At 62.4% G+C, this 17,855-nt stretch carries 19 protein-coding genes; 5 read left to right on the top strand and 14 right to left on the bottom strand.

Annotated features, from left to right (window positions below):
• Positions 1 to 1,043: 1,043 nt before the first annotated feature.
• Positions 1,044 to 1,244, top strand: a complete 201-nt coding sequence (locus tag BM222_RS28435) for a hypothetical protein (RefSeq protein WP_092235487.1) — start codon at positions 1,044 to 1,046, stop codon at positions 1,242 to 1,244.
• Positions 1,245 to 1,684: 440 nt separating this feature from the next.
• Here BM222_RS28435 and repC read toward each other — a convergent pair whose 3' ends face one another.
• The 3 genes from repC to repA form a co-directional block, all read right to left on the bottom strand.
• Positions 1,685 to 2,917 (bottom strand): plasmid replication protein RepC, encoded by a 1,233-nt coding sequence (gene repC / locus BM222_RS28430; RefSeq protein ID WP_092235485.1) that lies wholly within the window; start codon positions 2,915 to 2,917, stop codon positions 1,685 to 1,687.
• A 196-nt stretch (positions 2,918 to 3,113) separates the two neighbouring features.
• On the bottom strand, positions 3,114 to 4,133 hold the full coding sequence (gene repB, locus BM222_RS28425) for a plasmid partitioning protein RepB (RefSeq protein WP_092235482.1): 1,020 nt from the start codon (positions 4,131 to 4,133) through the stop codon (positions 3,114 to 3,116).
• Positions 4,130 to 5,344, bottom strand: coding sequence for a plasmid partitioning protein RepA (repA, locus tag BM222_RS28420; protein ID WP_092235480.1), 1,215 nt, complete (start codon positions 5,342 to 5,344; stop codon positions 4,130 to 4,132). Before repA ends, repB begins: the two co-directional genes overlap by 4 nt.
• Positions 5,345 to 6,313: 969 nt before the next feature.
• Between repA and BM222_RS40325 the strand changes: the two genes are divergently transcribed.
• Both BM222_RS40325 and BM222_RS28410 read left to right on the top strand, forming a co-directional pair.
• The gene (locus BM222_RS40325) at positions 6,314 to 6,772 is read left to right on the top strand and encodes a hypothetical protein (protein ID WP_143106071.1); all 459 of its coding nucleotides are present in this window, start codon (positions 6,314 to 6,316) and stop codon (positions 6,770 to 6,772) included.
• Between the two features lie 252 nt (positions 6,773 to 7,024).
• On the top strand, positions 7,025 to 7,270 hold the full coding sequence (locus BM222_RS28410) for a type II toxin-antitoxin system VapB family antitoxin (protein ID WP_092235474.1): 246 nt from the start codon (positions 7,025 to 7,027) through the stop codon (positions 7,268 to 7,270).
• Positions 7,271 to 7,411: 141 nt separating this feature from the next.
• Here the strand turns inward: BM222_RS28410 and BM222_RS41370 are convergent, their stop codons facing one another.
• Positions 7,412 to 7,633 carry a hypothetical protein gene (locus BM222_RS41370; RefSeq protein WP_177243522.1) on the bottom strand — a complete coding sequence of 74 codons (222 nt, stop codon included), beginning with the start codon at positions 7,631 to 7,633 and terminating at the stop codon, positions 7,412 to 7,414.
• Positions 7,634 to 7,943: 310 nt separating this feature from the next.
• Here BM222_RS41370 and BM222_RS28400 point away from each other — a divergent pair, with 310 nt between their 5' ends.
• Entirely contained in the window at positions 7,944 to 9,143 is a 1,200-nt protein-coding gene (locus tag BM222_RS28400) for an RHE_PE00001 family protein (protein ID WP_177243521.1), read from the top strand.
• Between the two features lie 299 nt (positions 9,144 to 9,442).
• On the opposite strand, the gene BM222_RS28395 is transcribed toward BM222_RS28400, so the two are convergent.
• The 10 genes from BM222_RS28395 to BM222_RS41365 form a co-directional block, all read right to left on the bottom strand.
• Complete coding sequence (locus BM222_RS28395; protein WP_092235471.1) at positions 9,443 to 9,739, bottom strand: type II toxin-antitoxin system RelE/ParE family toxin; 297 nt, start codon at positions 9,737 to 9,739, stop codon at positions 9,443 to 9,445.
• The gene (locus BM222_RS28390; RefSeq protein ID WP_092235468.1) at positions 9,736 to 10,044 is read right to left on the bottom strand and encodes a type II toxin-antitoxin system RelB/DinJ family antitoxin; all 309 of its coding nucleotides are present in this window, start codon (positions 10,042 to 10,044) and stop codon (positions 9,736 to 9,738) included. The genes BM222_RS28395 and BM222_RS28390 overlap by 4 nt, the downstream gene beginning before the upstream one ends.
• 138 nt (positions 10,045 to 10,182) lie before the next feature.
• Positions 10,183 to 10,494: a DUF736 domain-containing protein gene (locus tag BM222_RS28385; RefSeq protein ID WP_074448716.1), complete on the bottom strand. Its 312-nt coding sequence runs from the start codon at positions 10,492 to 10,494 to the stop codon at positions 10,183 to 10,185.
• 668 nt (positions 10,495 to 11,162) lie between these two features.
• Positions 11,163 to 12,089: an ArdC family protein gene (locus tag BM222_RS28380; RefSeq protein WP_092235604.1), complete on the bottom strand. Its 927-nt coding sequence runs from the start codon at positions 12,087 to 12,089 to the stop codon at positions 11,163 to 11,165.
• 292 nt (positions 12,090 to 12,381) lie between these two features.
• A complete protein-coding gene (locus tag BM222_RS28375; protein WP_092235465.1) occupies positions 12,382 to 12,969 on the bottom strand; it encodes a hypothetical protein in 588 nt (195 codons plus the stop codon).
• Between the two features lie 486 nt (positions 12,970 to 13,455).
• A complete protein-coding gene (locus tag BM222_RS28370; RefSeq protein WP_244547275.1) occupies positions 13,456 to 13,716 on the bottom strand; it encodes a hypothetical protein in 261 nt (86 codons plus the stop codon).
• Between the two features lie 256 nt (positions 13,717 to 13,972).
• Positions 13,973 to 14,152: a hypothetical protein gene (locus tag BM222_RS28365; protein ID WP_092235461.1), complete on the bottom strand. Its 180-nt coding sequence runs from the start codon at positions 14,150 to 14,152 to the stop codon at positions 13,973 to 13,975.
• A 165-nt stretch (positions 14,153 to 14,317) separates the two neighbouring features.
• Positions 14,318 to 14,923 carry a DUF1419 domain-containing protein gene (locus BM222_RS28360; RefSeq protein ID WP_092235598.1) on the bottom strand — a complete coding sequence of 202 codons (606 nt, stop codon included), beginning with the start codon at positions 14,921 to 14,923 and terminating at the stop codon, positions 14,318 to 14,320.
• Between the two features lie 328 nt (positions 14,924 to 15,251).
• Entirely contained in the window at positions 15,252 to 16,136 is an 885-nt protein-coding gene (locus BM222_RS28355) for a DUF3991 and toprim domain-containing protein (RefSeq protein ID WP_092235458.1), read from the bottom strand.
• A 204-nt stretch (positions 16,137 to 16,340) separates the two neighbouring features.
• Positions 16,341 to 16,517: a hypothetical protein gene (locus tag BM222_RS41365; RefSeq protein ID WP_177243520.1), complete on the bottom strand. Its 177-nt coding sequence runs from the start codon at positions 16,515 to 16,517 to the stop codon at positions 16,341 to 16,343.
• Positions 16,518 to 17,217: 700 nt separating this feature from the next.
• Between BM222_RS41365 and BM222_RS28350 the strand changes: the two genes are divergently transcribed.
• Positions 17,218 to 17,475: a WGR domain-containing protein gene (locus BM222_RS28350; RefSeq protein WP_092235456.1), complete on the top strand. Its 258-nt coding sequence runs from the start codon at positions 17,218 to 17,220 to the stop codon at positions 17,473 to 17,475.
• Positions 17,476 to 17,855: the final 380 nt, after the last annotated feature.

Below are 17,855 nucleotides of genomic sequence, written 5' to 3'. Positions count from 1 at the left end.
ACCGGCAGCGACTTTCTTGAACCGCGAGGAATGGCGCGCAGCGCCAGGGGAAGAAAGTCGAGGACGGACGTTGCGGGGACAAGATCGAGAGCCCGCGAAGCGGGATCGGCCTTCGGTCAGACCAGCCTCTATCGAGGACGCAGATGGGTGCGCCCATCGCGAAAACACATGGAATGACTGCAGGCGGCCCCAATCGATTCAGCCATTCGTATCCCAATGCAACGGGCGTAGCAGCAAAACGCAGTTCACCCTAAGCAGGCCAACTATCTGATGCTTCCTCTCGCCGATCCGGCCTGCCCCGGTCCGCCAGCATCAGGAGAAGCCGCCGACCAGAATCCCGAGCTCGCGTCCAGTCGCCTCCGTCCGCGTCGAATCCGTCTGCAGCCGCGGAAGCGTTCGCTGCCCGCCGGGGGCCAGGCGCCAAGCTCCATGAGCAGTACGAGCAACTGTGGGTCTACTCGCGGCGGGGTTGACGACAAGCCCTGCCGGGACCGAATGAGTTCATCCTAACCACCCCCAAGACAATCGAGGTGAGGAATAGAAGTTTTGCATTCGGTCTGGCGGATCGCGCGCTCGATCGTTCCCCTGGGCGTGTGATGATCGCCATCGGCGCTTCATGGCCGCCCGGGGGAAAAGGGTGGCAGCCAACCAATCTGGCCTCGCCGCCGTGGAATCAGCAGCAGCAGATGCGATGGGCGGTCTTTCTCGACGGCACGTGGAATAGCGTCGCAACGCCAACGTCTTCAAACGATGCGGGCCGATCAGACCTATCGCCCGCGAACCTCGTGGAATGGGCTAAGCGCAAAAACGTGGATCTGGGCCAGTTGCAGAGAGCTCAGTCCGCGCCGATGATTCCAGCGTAGCCGTGCCCATCCATGGCCAAAGAGATCGCGACGTGCACGAGCGGCTTCACGGAGTGCCGGTAACACCAGGTCTACGCCTTCGACGATAAGCGCCGAAATCTGTCCGAATGCGTCCCGGTTGCTTGACGCGCGGCGCGTCAAGACTGAAATTATCCCTTCAGTGAAGTTGCGGGGTGCGTCGTGGAAGATTTCTACAAGGGCTTCGCGCAGCGGGCGCGCGATTTGGCCGAAAATGCGGACCCGTTCACCAGGCGGCGGCTACTCGACCTGGCCCAACGATACGACCTCAAGAGCAGACCAGGATCCGGAGGCGGTCGGTCCATCCCGCCGCCGCGTGCGACGCCGCCGACCGTCCTGTTTTCCGGCTCCGGCGAAGCTTGACCAATCCCATCCCGTTAACTGGGTCCGATCGCTGCCGGATCGTCGGTTTTCCGTGTCTTCCATCGACCGAGGCGGCTGTTCACTCACTGTCTTAGTCGGTCCAGAGGCCCACCTCGCCGCCCACGCTTTGTATTCTGCTGGGAGGCTGATCGTTCGCAGCGTCGGCCTGACGTTTCTTGGGGCGCCGCAGCCTTCACGCGGGTCCCGATCGATCGGCAGAGCGGCGTGCTCGGTAAAACAACGTCGCGATCCGACCCCGCCGGCGCATGATCCCGGGGTGCGCGATCGCCGCACGGACGATCTCGAGGCCGCCAGTCTTCTGCCCGGCGCTTGATGGGATTGGACGCCGCTCCCGAGGCCCATTCGACCTTAAGCGCACGGCTCAGACCACGACGCGTCAGCCGTAGCGGAGGCGATGGCGCACAGTCGCTACCCATCCGTCAGGCCGTCCGTTTTTCATGGAGCCGGGAATTGATCTGCGACATCAGGATCGGCCCAAGCGAGAATTCCCCGAGGTCCGCTTTCCGCGTCAGCCCGCGCAAGTAGCCGCCAGCCGATCTAATCGCTGTGCCACGCTGCAAGATGCAGGCGACAACCACTGCGGCCTGCATTTCACCCAGTACGGTTTGCGCCTCCTCCCAGGCGCTCGGGCTGATCCCCAGCGACGACCGCACGACGGCCACCGTGGCGAAGAAATCGCGCCAGTTCGAAATTCCGCCCTTGGCATAATCGACGATGTCCGGGCATGCACTCAAGACCATTCCTAACGGATACGCCATTTCCCCGACTCGCGGTGGTTGAGGTTTTGGCTCGGCTCCCGCCGCCCTGCCTTCTCGGAGGCAAGGTTCAAGTTCAGTAAAGGTTTCGGTATTTGAATTCTGTATGTGGCGCTCAGAATGGGACTCATTGGCGCTCGGATTTTTGGATTTGATGTGTGCTTCCAGAAGATTGAGCACGTCGTCCGCAAGCTGCGACAGTTCGTCGGCGATCGGCTCGAGCTCCTGAGGCGTCGCGGTGCGCGGAATCTGAGCGACCATCGCTCGGAAGGCGGCGTGCACCTCCTGCCAATCGGCAGGCCCCTGCCCTGCCCTTCGCGTGGGGACGCCTTCCTCGATGCCCGTTGCAATCATCTTCGCGATGTCGCGCCGGCACAGCGTAATTCGCTCACGGACCAGCTTAAGTGCACGGGCTTCCGCTTCGATGTCGGCCGCCAGGTTCTCGAACTCTTCCGAGCGTACGACGAGCGGTGACAGATCGAAGCCGAAGGCGAGCTCGATTTCGCCAGCATCGCCCTTCCGCGCATAACGCTTGCCATTTGGACTATCCCGGCGAACGATCAGCCCCGCGTCGACCAGCACAGCGAGGTGACGCCGTAGCGTCGATGCCGGCATGCCATGTGCCCGCCGACTGAGCTGACGGTTCGAAGGGAAGACGATCAGATCATCCTCGCCTGTGAGCGCTGTCTCAGGATGGAAGGTCAGAAGCGCGTTCAAGACCGAGAGCGAGCGCTCCGACACGCCAAGGCGCGGCCGTGCCGTGCAGATGGCGTGGAAGATCTTCCATTTATGGACGATCTTTTCCGGAGGGCGTTCGGTTGCGACCATTTGGCTTGCCACATGGGCAAGCGTCAACGATCGCCGCCCGAAGGGCGTCGTTGGGGAGTGTGACTGCATGTCTTTGCCTCAGCTGGGCAAAGGAAACCTGCTCGCCGAAACGACGATAAAATCGCGTAGAAACTCTTGACTGCGATTCGCGAAAGTGATTCTCTGTCAGTCGCCAAACTTGAAGAGAAGGGCTTCCGGAACTCCGTTTCGGGGGCCTTTTTCTTTTGCCTTGTCTGCTCCTGGTTCGTATTGCGGGACGAGGCGGTTAGGCCTCGTTAGTTTCCTGACCGCTGCTCGTCTTGGAAAAGGCGTCGAACAGGGCCGGGAGTTGGTCGACAAGGAATGCCGCAAATGTCGCCGAGACCTTCTTGTCGAGGGTAAGCGTCAATTCGCGCTCGGCCTGACGCACGTGCGCAATCTTATCGCCGGATACGGAAAAGACCGGCTTATCTTCCGAGGGCTTCGACGTCCCCGCGGAAGATGAACGGCTCGCCGCAGTGAATGCGGCAAGGAATCGGGCATCGGTCTCACGCTCTGCAAATTTCGGGTCAGCGATCGACGCTCTGACACGTTCGAGCGCGGCGGCGTCCTTGATCAATTCAGCGAACGTCTGCCAGCGGGGGCGGCCAACTTTCGGAGCCTTCCCGATTGCTTGAACGACATCGGCTGGAACTGATCGAGCGACAGCGAGGAGCCTCGAGGCCTCCGCCCTGTCAATCGACAAGGCGTCTTGCGCGATTGCTCGGCTATGCCCGGCATCTTCGATATGCATCGCGAAGGTAGCGCGCTCAATGAAACTTAGGTCTTCGCGTTGTGCGTTCTCGAGTCCTTGCGCCACGACGAGCGCTTCATCCGACAGCGATCGTACAATCGCTTTGACGGGAATACCCAACTCTCGCGTAGCGCGGACGCGGCGATGACCGTAGGCGCTCTGGTAACGCCCTTTTACCTCAGGATGCTCCCGAACGAGAACGGGCACTTCTTGGCCACGCTGTGAGATCGACTGCTTAAGCGCCTCGAACGAGCTATCATCCTGGTCACGAAACCGGTCGGCTAGCGGTGACGGATCGATAAGCGACGGGTCGATCTCGAGGATCATAGCCCCGGATGCAATTCTGTCGCGAAGCTCCTCGTTCTCTTTCTCGACTCCGGAAAAAGTGTCCTTCAACGAGCGGACCGAGCCCGACGAGACCCGCGGCAACGCACCGGGCATGTTGTCAGCTGACAACACGTTTGATTGCGGGGCCGTGAAAAGGCTCTTGATGGTGTCAGTACGTTTGCTCATCGACCCCACACCTTCTTAAGAAGTTGCGCGATTTCGGCATTGACCGCGTCGACCGATTCCAATGCCCGGTCGTAGGCGCCCCGCCCTACCGCGCCGCGCTCCAGCTCGTAAAGTGACTGCTTGGTGAGACCGGCATTGGCGATCGCGGTCGATTTCCACACTGTGGCCTGGAGCACATCCGATCCAAAAAGGGTGCGAAGGAGAGCCACGATTTGAGCTTCAGGCACGTCATTGGGATCGTGACGCGTGATGACATAGCGGATGAAATCGTGATCGAGCCGCCCACCCGCTTCCTCGATGACGGACATGAGGTCCGACGTCATGAGGAGAAATTGGCTCATGGATGCAACGTCGACCATCTGAGGATGGATGGTCACCAGCATCGCGGTCGCGGCGTTTAGCGCGCCCATCGTCAAGTAGCCAAGTTGGGGTGGGCAGTCGATGACGACGACGTCGTAGTCGTCGGCTACTTGGTCGATAGCGCTGGCGACACGGCGAAAGAACAGGTCGTGTCCGCGCTCACGCCGCTCAACCATTGCTCGAGGCGTCGTGTGCTCGAACTCCATGAGCTCGAGATTGCCTGGTACGAGACCTATCCCGTCAAAATAGCTCGGCCGAACGACCTCGCGCATTGGGCGCCGGTGTTCGTCATATCGTATGGCGCCGTAGAGCGTTTCGTTCGCCCCAATGTCAAACTCGGGTTGGTACCCGAACATTGCTGACAGCGAAGCCTGCGGATCGAGGTCAATCGCCAGAACCCGAAAGCCGGCAAGGGCGAGGTATTGCGACAGATACAGCGCTGTCGTCGTCTTGGCGGAGCCACCTTTGAAGTTCGCGACAGTGATGGTTTGAAGCTTGTCGCCTGGGCGTCGGCGCGGGAGAAATTCCAACGCTTCCCGAGGCCGCGCGGTGGTCAGATACCCGCGCAACTCATGGATCTGAGCCAGGGTATAAGATCGCCGGCCGCCGAATCCCGTAGCTGGGGTCGGCCCAAGTCCGTCGAGAGAAAGCTGTCGAAGGTACCCATCGGACACGCCCGCTATTCGGGCGACCTCTCCTGAGGTGAACGACCGGAGCGACTTGCTTGCTGACGGCGGGAAAAGCGTTGTCGCGAGCGACCGCAGTTGGCCGGAAAGAATGCCGGCATGCCGAGAAATCCGCGCAGACGCAGTCTCGCTCATCGTCACCGAATCTTCCGCTAAGATCGCCATTTACCTTCTCAAGACGGTTTCTGCGCGTCAGACGCCTAAACTCCGTCTCGGGAGTTGGTCACGATTCTATGATTTGAGCAAGAAATAAAGCGTTAACGAGTTGTTAACGCTCGTCGGCTTGCCTAGCGCCGAGCAGCAGCTTTTTGGGCGCGTCGTCCTGTCGTTGTCAGCTGACAACAATGGCCCAACCAGCCGAGCGAACCTTATAGCGCGATTCGGCGCGGCTGCGTGCCCCCAAGCGTCATTCGGTACGATGCCAGCCTCTGCTCTGATCAGTGTTGCTGGGCCTCTTTCCATGCGCGGCAGATTCTAGCGACTCAGCGTGAATCGGCGCTTGACGAGCGGTCAATCCATGCCGCGGGGATCTCTGTTTCCCCGAGCCACCAAGCCGTTGCCTCGTACTGTATCCCTCATAAGCCACGGCGGTTATACCCAACACCGCCGGCTCCCCGAAAAGCGCCCTCCCCTCACGTTGAAGCGCCGGAGCCGGTGGTGAGCGACCGGATCTTGCGGGGCTGGTCCCGCAGCGCGCTGGGCCATCGCAGTATGATCGATGCGCCACTGCGGCACTTCGCTAGGCCGCCGCTCGCAAGGGTAACAAGCAAGCCCGCACGGTAGTAGGCCTCCGCCAATCAGCCGGGCCTAGAGCAATCGACCGAGTGCATTCGGGTCATTCGCGCTCGCTGTCCCCGGACCAGCAGCCGCAAGACCGAATACCACCTGGTGCGTTGAGGCGCCTCCTTATCGGCTGCGCACGCGATCTATTTCGGCGAGGGAAGCCAATGCGCAGTCGGGCGAACACCTTGATCGGCACGGTGGGCGGACCGATCTCGCCCCGGGGCCGCATCCACCTTTGCGTCTGGCAACCCGGTGCCTCAGGATACGATCGCAAGCCTTCGAGGTCGCCGCGAGCTCGCCCCAGCGGCTCGCTGCCTGGACGAGACGTTTCGATAGCGGGAGAGGTAGTCCATGGGGACGCCGCGCAGATTGTTGTCAGCTGACAACAATCTCTTAGTCCAGATACCTGCGCAACGGATGACGGGCGTCGCGATCGGGCAGGCGGGGCGCCGCCGGACCTTCAGTGATCATGGTCGGCATCGGCGTGCTGGCATGACCGTGGATCGTCGGGAAGAACCAGCCGAAGACGCCTCGATCCCACCTGTCAGGGAGTTGATCCACAGCATCCAGTTCGGAGCGGCACTCCTCGACACGCAGCAAGGCGGCTTTACAATCCAATTCGCGCGTTTGCATGAGGCCGAATGGCGCCGATTTTGGGCAGAAAATCGCTTTTCGCTGCCGTCTTGGGTCGCCACCCGCAATGAATTGTTGTCAGCTGACAACAAGAGCCTGGGCCTAGCAAGGAAATGGATGTTGTCAGCTGACAACAATCTATGCCTCCGGCCGCCCGCGCGCGCCTGCCCTCGCTGATCCCGCGCAATGATGAATTCGGGAGCTGGGACGAAGTCGTCCTCGGCCGCAGCGCGATCGAGGTTATGGTGCTGATGGGAAATAGGGCCAAGAACGCCGGGGGGGGGGGGGGGGTGGCATTCATAAAATGCTAACCATAGAAACCTCCGGCCTCACTGCGTTTTACGATCTTTTCCATCAAATTTCGCGAGAATTCCAGCCTTCGCACGGTGTATCCGGAATGCCTACACGACATCCGCTAGAGGAGCGCCCATGGCCTTCCATATGAAGAAACCGGAGACCGACGCGCTAGCCCGCAGGGTCGCGGCGCTGAAGAACATCGGACTGACCGAGGCCGTTCACACGGCACTCGCCCATGAACTCGAGCGCGAGCAGGACAAGCCGTCATTGGTCGGCCTGGGCGTCCAGTTTTGTCGCGATTTGAAGGCAAAGGGTAATCCGCAGAGCGGCAAGCCTGCTGACAAGGCGTTCCGCGACAGCCTGTACGAGGATTCCTGATGTTCATCGATGCTTCGGCGCTCACCACGATGGTGACCGACGAAGACGATGCGCGCCGGTTGTGGCGCGCGTGCAGCATAGCGCGACCGGCTGACCTCGCCGCAGGCCTGGGGGAGGGTGGCGATTGCCATCGCCCGCGTGCTAGACCTGCCGATCGCCGCGGCAGCCGAAGCGGTCGAGAGCTATCCTCGCGCTGATGGAAATCAAAATGGTGGACGTGGCGCCCGAAACAGCCCGCATCGCGCTCAAGGCCACCGCTTCGGCAAAGGCCGAGACCTGGCGCGGCTCAATTTCGGATACTGTTCGCCCCATCGCGGTGAACCGTTGATGTTCAAGGGCCGCCCATTTTCCGCAAACCGACATCGAGGCGGCCTGACACGAGCTACTATCGAAGGCGGCCTGAGCGTGGCAGAACTAATGAACGCTGATTCGCAGGACGTCAGCTCAAGAGCCGTGACCGCACGGCCATTCGGACGATCAACCTGACCGAGGAGGACATCTGAGTGCCGACGGCGGCCGAAGGTGTCCGGAAGAGGGCAGGGGAGCCGACCAGTGGCGCATCTTCTCGGCGGCTTGGCGACGCCCACGGTGGCTAGTCAGGGTCAAGGCCCCCATAACCGTCGATTTGCGAGCCGAAAAGTCGAATCCCGAACGGTTCGGAATCGATGTCGCTATGACGGAAACGAAAGCCGTGTTAGCTTCCGTTTCGCTGGTTCCACTTAAGGTTATCAGGACCTTGCTGCCGACCTACCAAATCCCCGATCCGCTGCCTTGGGCCCATCTCGTTGGGCCGCTCGCCGCAGCCGAAGATGCCGTGGCTCGCCTCGACGAGCGGCTGGCTAAAAGCCCCATCCGCGACGGCGCAATCAGCCGAACGCACTTCACAGATGCCTGCGCCAGTCTGTGGCTGGATGGCGAACTTGTCCACCTCGAAGACCTCGTGCTTCATGACGCCGGCATGGACGTCCGCGCTCCCACCCATGAGCTGACCCGCGCCCATGCCGTTCTACGCGCCCGTCGACGCATCGCCGAGGCGAAGCCCGATTGGGCACTGTCAGCTACTGGACTCGCTAGCCTGCGCGGCCGGGGCGAGCGGGAAGAGGAGAGGAGCAACTGGAACGCAGGTGAAGGAAGTCTTGAGTTCGACGAGGATGCCGAACGGGATGACATGAATCTCGAAGAGCCGCTCGGTGCCAATGAGGCCGATTCCCATTTGGCCTCCGCGTTCGCTGCCGTCGACGCCGCAAACGCCAGAACGGAGCGTAGGCTTGCCGACGAGACCAGGTTCCGGCCGGAGCGGGATTCCCTCATCTACGATCCCGACTGGGACGAGGAGGGACGCCTCGATCGCTGGCGCGACGTGGTCAACATGACTCGGGGCTTGCCGCCCACCCTCGCGGGGGCGATTGCCACCGAGGCCTGGGGTGAGATCGAGCCGCTCGAGCACACGCCTTGGCTCGGCCGCCTGCTCGGTGCGGCATTGTTGAGGGACCGCGGCAAAACACGCTGGCATCTGCCGTGCCTGTATGTTGGGCTGAAAAGCATTCCGCGTGAGCGCCGGCGGCCACGCGACGCCGCAGCGCGTTTGGTCGTGCAACTCGATGCCATGACGGCCGCCGCCGAGTCCGGCCGTAAGGACCACGACCGTTGGCTGATGACCAGAAATCTGCTTGCCCGCAAACTCGCCGGCCGTCGGGCCACTTCAAAACTACCGGCTCTCCTGGACTACGTGCTGACCAGGCCGATCGTCTCCGCGGGGATGATCGCGGCAGAACTCGGGATTACTCCCCGTGCTGCCCAAAACCTGGTCGCCGAGCTCGGCCTTCGCGAGGCGACCGGCCGGGGACGCTATCGGGCGTGGGGTGTCCTGTAGAGGCGAAAGTCCGTGCTGGGAACGCTCGGCAGAAAGGCCGTCTCGCCCAGATGAAAAAGGCGCCAACAAAAATGCCGCGCGGTTGAAATCCAGCGCAGCGGCCGTTTCCAGCGCCCGAGGGTGTGACGAAAACTCCGGTCACGCTCGAGACGCTGACCAAGCCTTTATTCGTCCGGCACGCACGCGCACGAAGGCTTGAAGGTTTAGTTTGATCATACTTATCGTAGCCAACCTACGATATAAGCAATAAACCGAAACTTGCCCGTCCAGCTGGTCGCACGATACTGTACGGAGCCGCCTCAATCGTCGTTGGTAACTTCGTCGGGCCACATCTGCGCGCCATGGAGCACGCGCAAGATGCGGACGGTATCGCCGTCGACCAGGTACGCCGCGACGTAAGATGTACGCGGAATGACCAACTCGCGCGTCCCGGCGACACGCCCCGGCCGACCGCTATCCGGAAAGTCGAGCAGGCGCCGCGCGGCATTCGCAATCTGTTCGTCGACATGAACCGCGGCACGAGGATTCTCGGCCTCGATGTAGCTGAAAATGCTGTCGCGATCGGACAACGCGAAGCGCGACCAGACGAGTTTCACCGTTCCTGCTCCGATGCCTTTCGAAGCGCAGCGGCACGGCGTTGTGTGAAATGCGTTTCGACCTCGGAATCATCGATATCGGGTCGCGTGTCGGCCAACGCCTGGCGCACCTTCTCACGAAACCAGCTATCGTAAGCTTGGCTGTTGCTCACGAGTTCCAGAGGAAGCATCCCTTCATTGGCCGTGCGCGTCAGCAAGATCCGAACGGCGTCGGATACCGTGAGACCCATGTTCTCCAGGACCGCAGTGGCCTTTTCCTTCACGTCCGCATCGATGCGGGTTTGGACCAAGGCATTCGAAGCCATAACGACCTCCTTATTCACATCCGCAGCTAGATGTAATACATCTGAATGACATGCACCAGAGACTGTCACCGCCCCGTGAGCCGAGACTGCGACAGCGGGCAAATGGCCCCGCCTTTCGGCGGGGCCGTTGCTGGGCCTTCAATCCCGATTCGGGCGAGACCAGATGAGCTGGAGGCCGTCCTGGCCCTCCACCTCGATCAGGGTGGCATAGATCGGAGCCGGGAAGCTCGGATCGTCCAGCTTGACGGAGAGGTAATCGCGTTCGGTGTCCCTGGCGGTTTTCTGCCAAGCCGCTCCCAGCTCGACATTGCCGGCGAAGATGCGGAAGTGCGGTCCCTTGTCGGAGGGGTTCTCGACCCGAACCAGCTTGGCTTTGGCATTGAGAGCGAGGGTGCGAACCGTGCCGGTGAAGCCGTTGCCGGTCGAAGTGAAGGTGCCGATGGTCGCCATTGTCGTGTCCTTTCAGTTTCCCGGGCCGCCCATCGCGGCCTCGATGGCTGGCGACAGACCGGAGGCGATCAACCCGCACCCCAAAGGGGCCGGCACGCAGTAGAGGGCAGCCAGGGCACGACTTTCTTGGCTTGCGCGAGGAATGGGCGCGCAGCGGCCAGGGGAAGAAAGTCGTAACCGGCTGTTGCGGGGACAAGAGCGAGGCGGCGCTTAAGCGACGGCGCCCTTCGGTCAGACATGCCAATCGAGGACGACGTGGGTGTGCCAGAAGAAACGGCCGAGGAAAACGACAATGACGATCATCGAAACCTTGACCGACGAAAGAACCCGATCACCGCTCGCGGCACATATTTTTCAACTGCTGAGGCTTACGGGTCGATGCCCGAAACGGGAAGGTAGGCGTGCTGCTCGGCTGTCAAGAGAGCGACGCGGCTCGAAAGTGAATCCGCAGGCCGCGAGCGAGATTTGCTCAGCACAGCGACGACCCGCGCGAAATCAGAACGTCGTCCTCCTCGAAGGACGGAACGCAAGGCCGCAATCAGGTGGCGCAGCACGAGGAATGAAGGAACGCTGGCCCTCGAGCGGCCAACAAGAGGCCGCATCTCTGAGCTGAGCCACCGGATAACTAGGGGCCGGCAAGCGTCGGCGCCAATCACGTTATGCGCTCATCATGCTGCCTCCTCGACCTCAGCGGCCTTCGGCTGCTGGTCGTGCAGATAGGCCACAGCGCGTTGCGCATGCGCGGCAGCCGAGAAGATAAAGCGCATCTCACTCGACAAGACTTCCAACCACGATGCGAGGTAGCTTGCATGATCGGGTCGCGGTTCGAGTTCGGGAGAGATCCCGAGATCCGCGCAGAGGAAACAGCTCCCGAGTTCGGCGACCAACTCTTCGCGCGCGCGTTCGCTCCGATCTTTGCTGTACCGGCTGAGATCGCGATTAACGCGGTGAGCAGGAGCGGTCCAGTGCACGGTCTCATGGGCTCTGACGGCGACATAGGAGGCAGTGTCGCGAAAACTTTCGATCGCCGGCATCTGAATGTGATCGGACGAGGGCGCGTAAAACGCCATCGAGCCGCCATGCCGAACAATCGCGCCGGTGTTGGCAAAGAACGCGTCGGCGCCCGCGTTACGCTCAATCGTTGATGCGACAGCGGCCGGCCGACCATAATAATGCTCGGGCAAGCCATCGATCTGGTCGACGCAAAAGACGGTATACGCCTTCAGGAAGGGGATATCCCTTTCAACTTCACCGCCGTGAGCGTCGGTCTCCGTCTTGGTGAAGCGGCTCGCATACACCACAGTGCTGCCGGTCTCGCCCTTACGGACATGCGCGCCGAGTTCGCTAGCCTGCTTGAACGTCATCCAGATCGGACAGCGGAAGCCGCGCGCGACGGCTTCTGACCAAAGCAGCACGACGTTGATGCCCGTATAGGGCTGGCCGTTGTGCCGCAGCGGTCGCGTGATGTGGCCTGCCATATTCGCGGCGGCCCAAGGTTGAACCCAGGGGCGCACGCCGCGTTCGAGCTCAGCGACAATGCAGTCCGTGATGCGGGCGTACAGGTCGCCTCGCGCCTTTTCTCCGCTCCTGTTCATTATAATGACCTCCGTTCGGGAGGCCGCGCCCATCGCGGCTCCTCACGGGGTCCGCAAACGCCGGGCCCAAGGTCCGCGCACCCGCAGGGCCGAAGCAGCGCGAAGGACGGCAAAGCCGTTGCGCGGGCATGGGGTCCGGCGCAGGACCACGGACCGGGAGGAGCCGACGATGGCGCGTAGAACGGGGAGGCGCCCTTTGTTGCAGCGGCGACACGAAGATGCGCCGGTCTGGCATACCGGCCCGCGAGATGGCTGCAGCGGAAGGCGCGGGGCCGAGGCCCCGCGCTGACTGTTAGTCGAACGCCGACATTTGCGCCTTGGCCGCCTTCCTGCCGACGGTATCGGTCGTGGGGTCGACGGGACGCTCGAAAGGCTTCCAGGTCTCGCCGACGACTTTTTCGTAGGCGGCGACGGCGCCCTCGGCGGCCATGCGAAGCGCGTGAGACTGCACGCCCATGTCGGCGGCGAATTCACGCTTGCGCTGTGCCTGGCTATGGAAGCCGACCGGACCATCGAGGTCCTCATCGCGGCCGTCGTTGGCGAGCTTGGCGGTCGCATCTCGTGCTTCGGTGACTGCGCGGGTGTAGAACTGGCCGGCGCCGTGGGCGGAGCCGACGTAAGCGCCGACGATCCGTTGAAGGTGAATCTGCATCGCGCGTTCACTCAGGCCGTCCTTGAGCGCGTCGGTAGTTTCGATGATGAGCCGCTCATGCAGATCACGGATGCCTTCGCTGTCGAGGATCGCAAGGCCGAAGCTTTCGGAGATGCGCTGTGCCTGTGCCGCGTCGGGGCAGGCGAGCCGGACCATTTCGAGAGTGGTGCCCTTGCGAAGCGGGATGACACGGGCGCTGGCGCGAGAGGAACGAGCAGGTTTGGTCATTGTGAATTCCTTTCAAAGCTATCGCCGTCTGGTTCGATCCGGCCCCTGCCGGACCTCCCTTCGGGTGCGGTCGCCGAGCGCCGCCGGGATGAGGGCCGCTTCAAGGTCCGGGGATCGCCAGGCGAGCGAGGTCCGGCTGCGGACAAGCAGGTCCAGCTTGCTGGAGCCCTGCGCCGAACGCGGCCGGGCCTTGCCGAGATCGGCGGTCTCCGGTCGCTTGCGACTTGGCCTTGAAGCGGACCGCCGGCGGCGCAGACCGCAGCAAACACGAGGGGAGAGCCGACAGGGTGTGGGCCGGGTTGGCGAATGCGGAAAGGTTCGACTCAACAGACCGCCAGATTCGCGGCGTGATCGAGCCGTTCGTCTGCGCGAGCCGCAAGGTCGGCTCTCCGCTAGGCCGCAGCGCCATGCCGCTTGCGCGGACAATGGTCGGCCGGACTGCGACATTCGTCCTTGCATTCCGGGTCATCACGAGGGGGGCGAGACTCAGGCGCATCGAGAACGCAGCATCTCAACCGCAGCATCCTGCCGGGCGAGCTTGCGCGAAAGCGCGTCGATCTCAGATTGGCGCTCTGCCGTGATCGCCGCAAGGTTCGAACGATAGCGTTCGATGGATGCACTCGGATCGGGCGACTTGCCAAGACGATATCCAGACCGCTTGCTGCCGATGAGCCCCGTCGTGCGGCGGATGATCTGACGATCGATCATGTCGAGCTGGCGCTGCTTCTGGCGACGCGCCTCCTCCACGCGCGAAAGCTGGGCGAGGCGTTCGGGAGAAGCTTCATGGCGACCTCCTTCCCTGCCAGCCGATGAAGCTCGACGGTTCGGAATAGACCGGGTGGCGGGTCTCATCTACGACGAAGCCGAAGCGGCGAGAACGCCAACGAGGATCGAGCGCGCCGCAACGCGCAATGCGTCCAAGTCGAGGACGAGCTTGCCGTCCTGATCGAACAGCGTGGTGGCATGGCGCGCAAACCGGCGGTTGCCGTAGTAGGTGGCGCCGCTACCGGAATCGGGAGACGTTCGCCGGCCTTACCGAGGCCAGCGTCGATGGCGCTGGGTCATGCTCATGGTCGTCGTCACCGCCGAAATCGGCAGCGAAGGCCGTGAAGCCGAGGCCGAGGCTGGATGAAAGAGTGGTATTGCCGAAGAGGTCGAGGGTGAAAGGATAGTCATGCGACATGGGAAATGTTGTCCAGTTGAGCGCGCGCCGCGCTCCGCCGGCGCGGGCCGCGACGGACGGCACGGTGTTGCGGGAATTGATGAGTGGGCCGGCGGCGGCCCGGGTTCTGAAATGCGACGCGCGGCGCGAGGCTGGGCTGCCGCGGAAGGGGCAGGGGAGGTCGGGCTAGGCTGGAACCGTCTCCGGCAGATGGCGGAACTGCACCGGCAGCTTGGCCGCGATCTCTGCCTCGGTGAGGTCGGCGAGCAGCTTCAGGACTGTGCCGCTCTGGCCGGCATAGACGAGCACTGTGCGGCGGCCGCGAATGGCCTGCGGCCAGCGTTCGCCGGCATAGCCGCGATAATCGTCATGCGTGCTCGACCAGATGTGCTCGAGCCGCTCGTCGCGCGTCATTGCGCGCAGGGGCCGTGACTCGCGCTCGATGATCGCAGCCTTCATGCGCTCGGGCGACAGCCGATCGGAAAGATCGCAATAGCCATGGAACCAGCGCCGCCTTCCGTCGATGGCAAGCGCGAAGAAGATGCTGGTGACGTTACCAGTCATGAATTCGCGCATCGCGAACATGTCAGCGCGCATGAACAGCGGCGGCAGGATCTCGAGCACGTAGTCGTGCTCCCGCTCGTTTATCTCGAACCATGCGCCGACGAAGAGCTGTTGGCCTTCACCTTCGGCCATCGCAGGGTCACTACGATGGCGGTTGAACAAGCGGTGCATCTCGTGGCGTGTCCCAACGCCTTCGAAGACTTTGCGGATGCTCGGGGAGGTGTGCATGGGCGGCTCCTCTTTGGTCTGGCCGGACTGACAGCGCGAGCGATCCGGCTGATCCTTCGTCACTTCAGCCCTTCATCACACCTCGTCGCCGGCCGCATCTCCGGTCCGGCGAGTCAAGGGCCGCCGAACGCGGGCGAAGCTTCACCCTTGAGGCGACGGCCGGGCGTGCGGCAGCGCTTCATTCCCATTTCATTTTTCCTCCCTCATTGTTCGATCTCCTTCTCCCTTCGCTCAACGCCGAGGAATCAGAGACCCACTCATGCGCAGGGCGTGGCGCGGCGTCACCACGCCGCGCCTCGCCGTTGCGAGCCACATCAACACGTAGCCGTTAGACCCTTAAATCCTCATTCCAGTCGCCGGCGCACGGCCGCAATCGGGCATACCGCGCACTTGCTTCGGCGGCGATGGCACGAACACGGTCGGCGTAGATGTCGCCTTGGCGATTGTTGTCAGTTGCCGCCACGAGCCAAGCGTTGGCGCGGTTGGCCAGCCGGCGGACGGCGACATCGGTCGCGGGCGACCAGCCGCCACCGGTGCTGACATAAAGGGTGTCAGGGCGCAGGACTTCGATTGCGGCGAGGCTCATTGCATCGATGGCAGCCTCGGTGATGCAGATCCGCTCGGCCGCCGCAGACCCGAAGCGAAAAAGCTCCTTGCCGCCGTCCGTGGCGAAGCCACGCCATGAGGGTCCACGCTCCTCCCAGCCTGTGAGCGCTCCAGCAGAATCGCTATGCGCCGCCCACATGCTGCCTTGGGGGCCCTCTCGCAACCGATCGCTCGCGACCGCCTGATTCACGATGTCGGATGGCACTCCGCGCTCGGCGGTGAGATAACGCCACGATGGCGAGCCGGGGCGCGGCCTGAAACGACGTTTCCACCGTTCCGCAACGGATGCGAGGGCCTTGGGCCTCGCCGCGCGCCGCCACGCTGGTGCGCAGGGGACGAAGCCAACCACATCCGCAACACGGTCAAACGCCTGGACGAAACCGTCCGCGCCAAGGTGTTCGGCTAGCGAAAACACGTCCCCTTTCGCCGGCGATAACGGATCGAACCAGCCGCGGCCTTGATGGATGACAATGACGATGCTGCTGTCGCGGCGATATTTGATCGCCCGCCGGGTGCTTTCCTTGACATCGACCTTCCAGCCGTCTTTCTCCAGCATAGCTGCGCAGCCAACCTTTTCGCGCAGCTCTTCAATTTCTCTTTTGTCCATTTGTCTGCACCGGGGTCGCGCAAGCGACGTCCAGCCCCTTCTTCTGTTGGTCTCACTTGTTCCTAGTCTTGCGGCACCTTCCCGACCGGTCGCGAAGCCTGCCGAATGCAAGGGCGCGCTGACCAACCGCCAGTCGCCGCATCATGTGCGCGGCGAAGCTTCCCTTGCAGACGGCATGGCGCCAGCGGCAGCCGGTCACCCGGCTCAATGAGCCGGGCACCAGGGGTCGTATTCATGGACGATGGCGTCCTGGTCGCCGTCGTATTCGCTGGAGACCATCACGCCGAACTCGTTCTCAGTCTGGAAAAGGATGACAGGCACCATCAGCGTGCGGGCCAGATCGAAGGCGTGGTTCTGAGCGAGGGCGAGATTGTGCGACATTGAAGGCTCCCGTCTTGCGGCGGGGACCATCCCCGCTCGACAGGCGCCGACGTGTTCAGGGGCGGCTGCGGTCACCTCGGAGGCGAAGCCGGAGAGGTTGCACGCTTGCGTAGCGAACCCCTTGCGGGTTGATCGTGGAAGGCCGCACCAGAACCAAGGAAAGCCATTCGAGAGCGGGTTGGTCCTCTACCGGGAGCATGTGAGCCGAAACGCACATGGTTCGTTCCGCGGACGCAGTGCCGGTCTGATTGAGCGCGAGAACAGCCGCCGTCCCTTTTGTCCGAAGCGAAAGCCTGCCCACCTGGCGGTTGCTCCGCGCAATTTCCGCGTCCGTTCGATGTCCTCGAGGTCCTAGGCAATCGCTTGCATTTGGGAGTTCGGGTCCGACGCTTATGCGTGGGAGCTTCCGATAGAGCCAGCAGCTGGCTCGTTCGGGGACTTGGGCCGCTTCGCGTCAGGGATGCTAGCCCGTAAGGGGGAAGACCCGCTCGCGGGGCTTCAGCGCAGCCAACAGCCCGGTCCGCAGGGTGCCCCCCATTTTCTTCTCAGCAAAAAGCGCAAACAGCCCATATGTTTTTCCGAGACGGATCGCTGAACACTTCAGTGGCTTTCATCACCGGTATTAAACTTCTGAATCGAGAGGCATGATCGATTCGATAAATTAATTGGACGGTGGTTTCGACAGTTGCGATTCTTACGCATGTCCGAACTCACTGTGCCATACCTCGTGCTCCAACGGTGCGATCCGGCCTGCAACATGGCCAGGTTCTATGTCCTCACGATCGAGCCGACTCTGTTCGGCGACACAGCGTTGGTGCGCGAATGGGGGCGTCTCGGCCAACGCGGTCGCCGGCGGATGGATCTGTTTGCGGGGAGGGTCCAGGCCGTCGAAGCGCTCGAGGCTTGGCTCGTCCGCAAAAAACGCCGTGGCTACGTTCCGAAGAATCCCGCGCCTTGAAGGTGTCTTTGGCTGAGCCACTATGATGGTGCTTGGTCCGATGCCTGCCCGCTTTGGGGCATTCGCGTCGGTGCGGCCGATACTCGGCCTTTTCAGTTTACTAACGACAGCCGAGGTCTGATGAACCTTGGGCTCCTTGGCATGGGCCACCAGCGGAATTGCTTCCGCTTCAGCGCTTTGCTCTTACTCCACCGACCCAAGAATTTGAAGATGCGTGCCATCCGATCCAGGAGCGCGGAATTGCGGATCGAGCAACAGTTGGGCGCTCGGCGCGTCGTATTCCAGCATGGCAGCCTCGGTTGGCAGAGCTGCTCCCGAACGCGTGATCTGGCTCGCTGCTATGTCCGGAATCGAACAATCAGGCGTGCGCTGCTAGCTTA

The sequence above is a fragment of the Bradyrhizobium sp. Gha genome (assembly GCF_900113735.1).
Lineage (GTDB): Bacteria > Pseudomonadota > Alphaproteobacteria > Rhizobiales > Xanthobacteraceae > Bradyrhizobium.
This window is presented reverse-complemented; position numbering and strand designations above follow the sequence as displayed.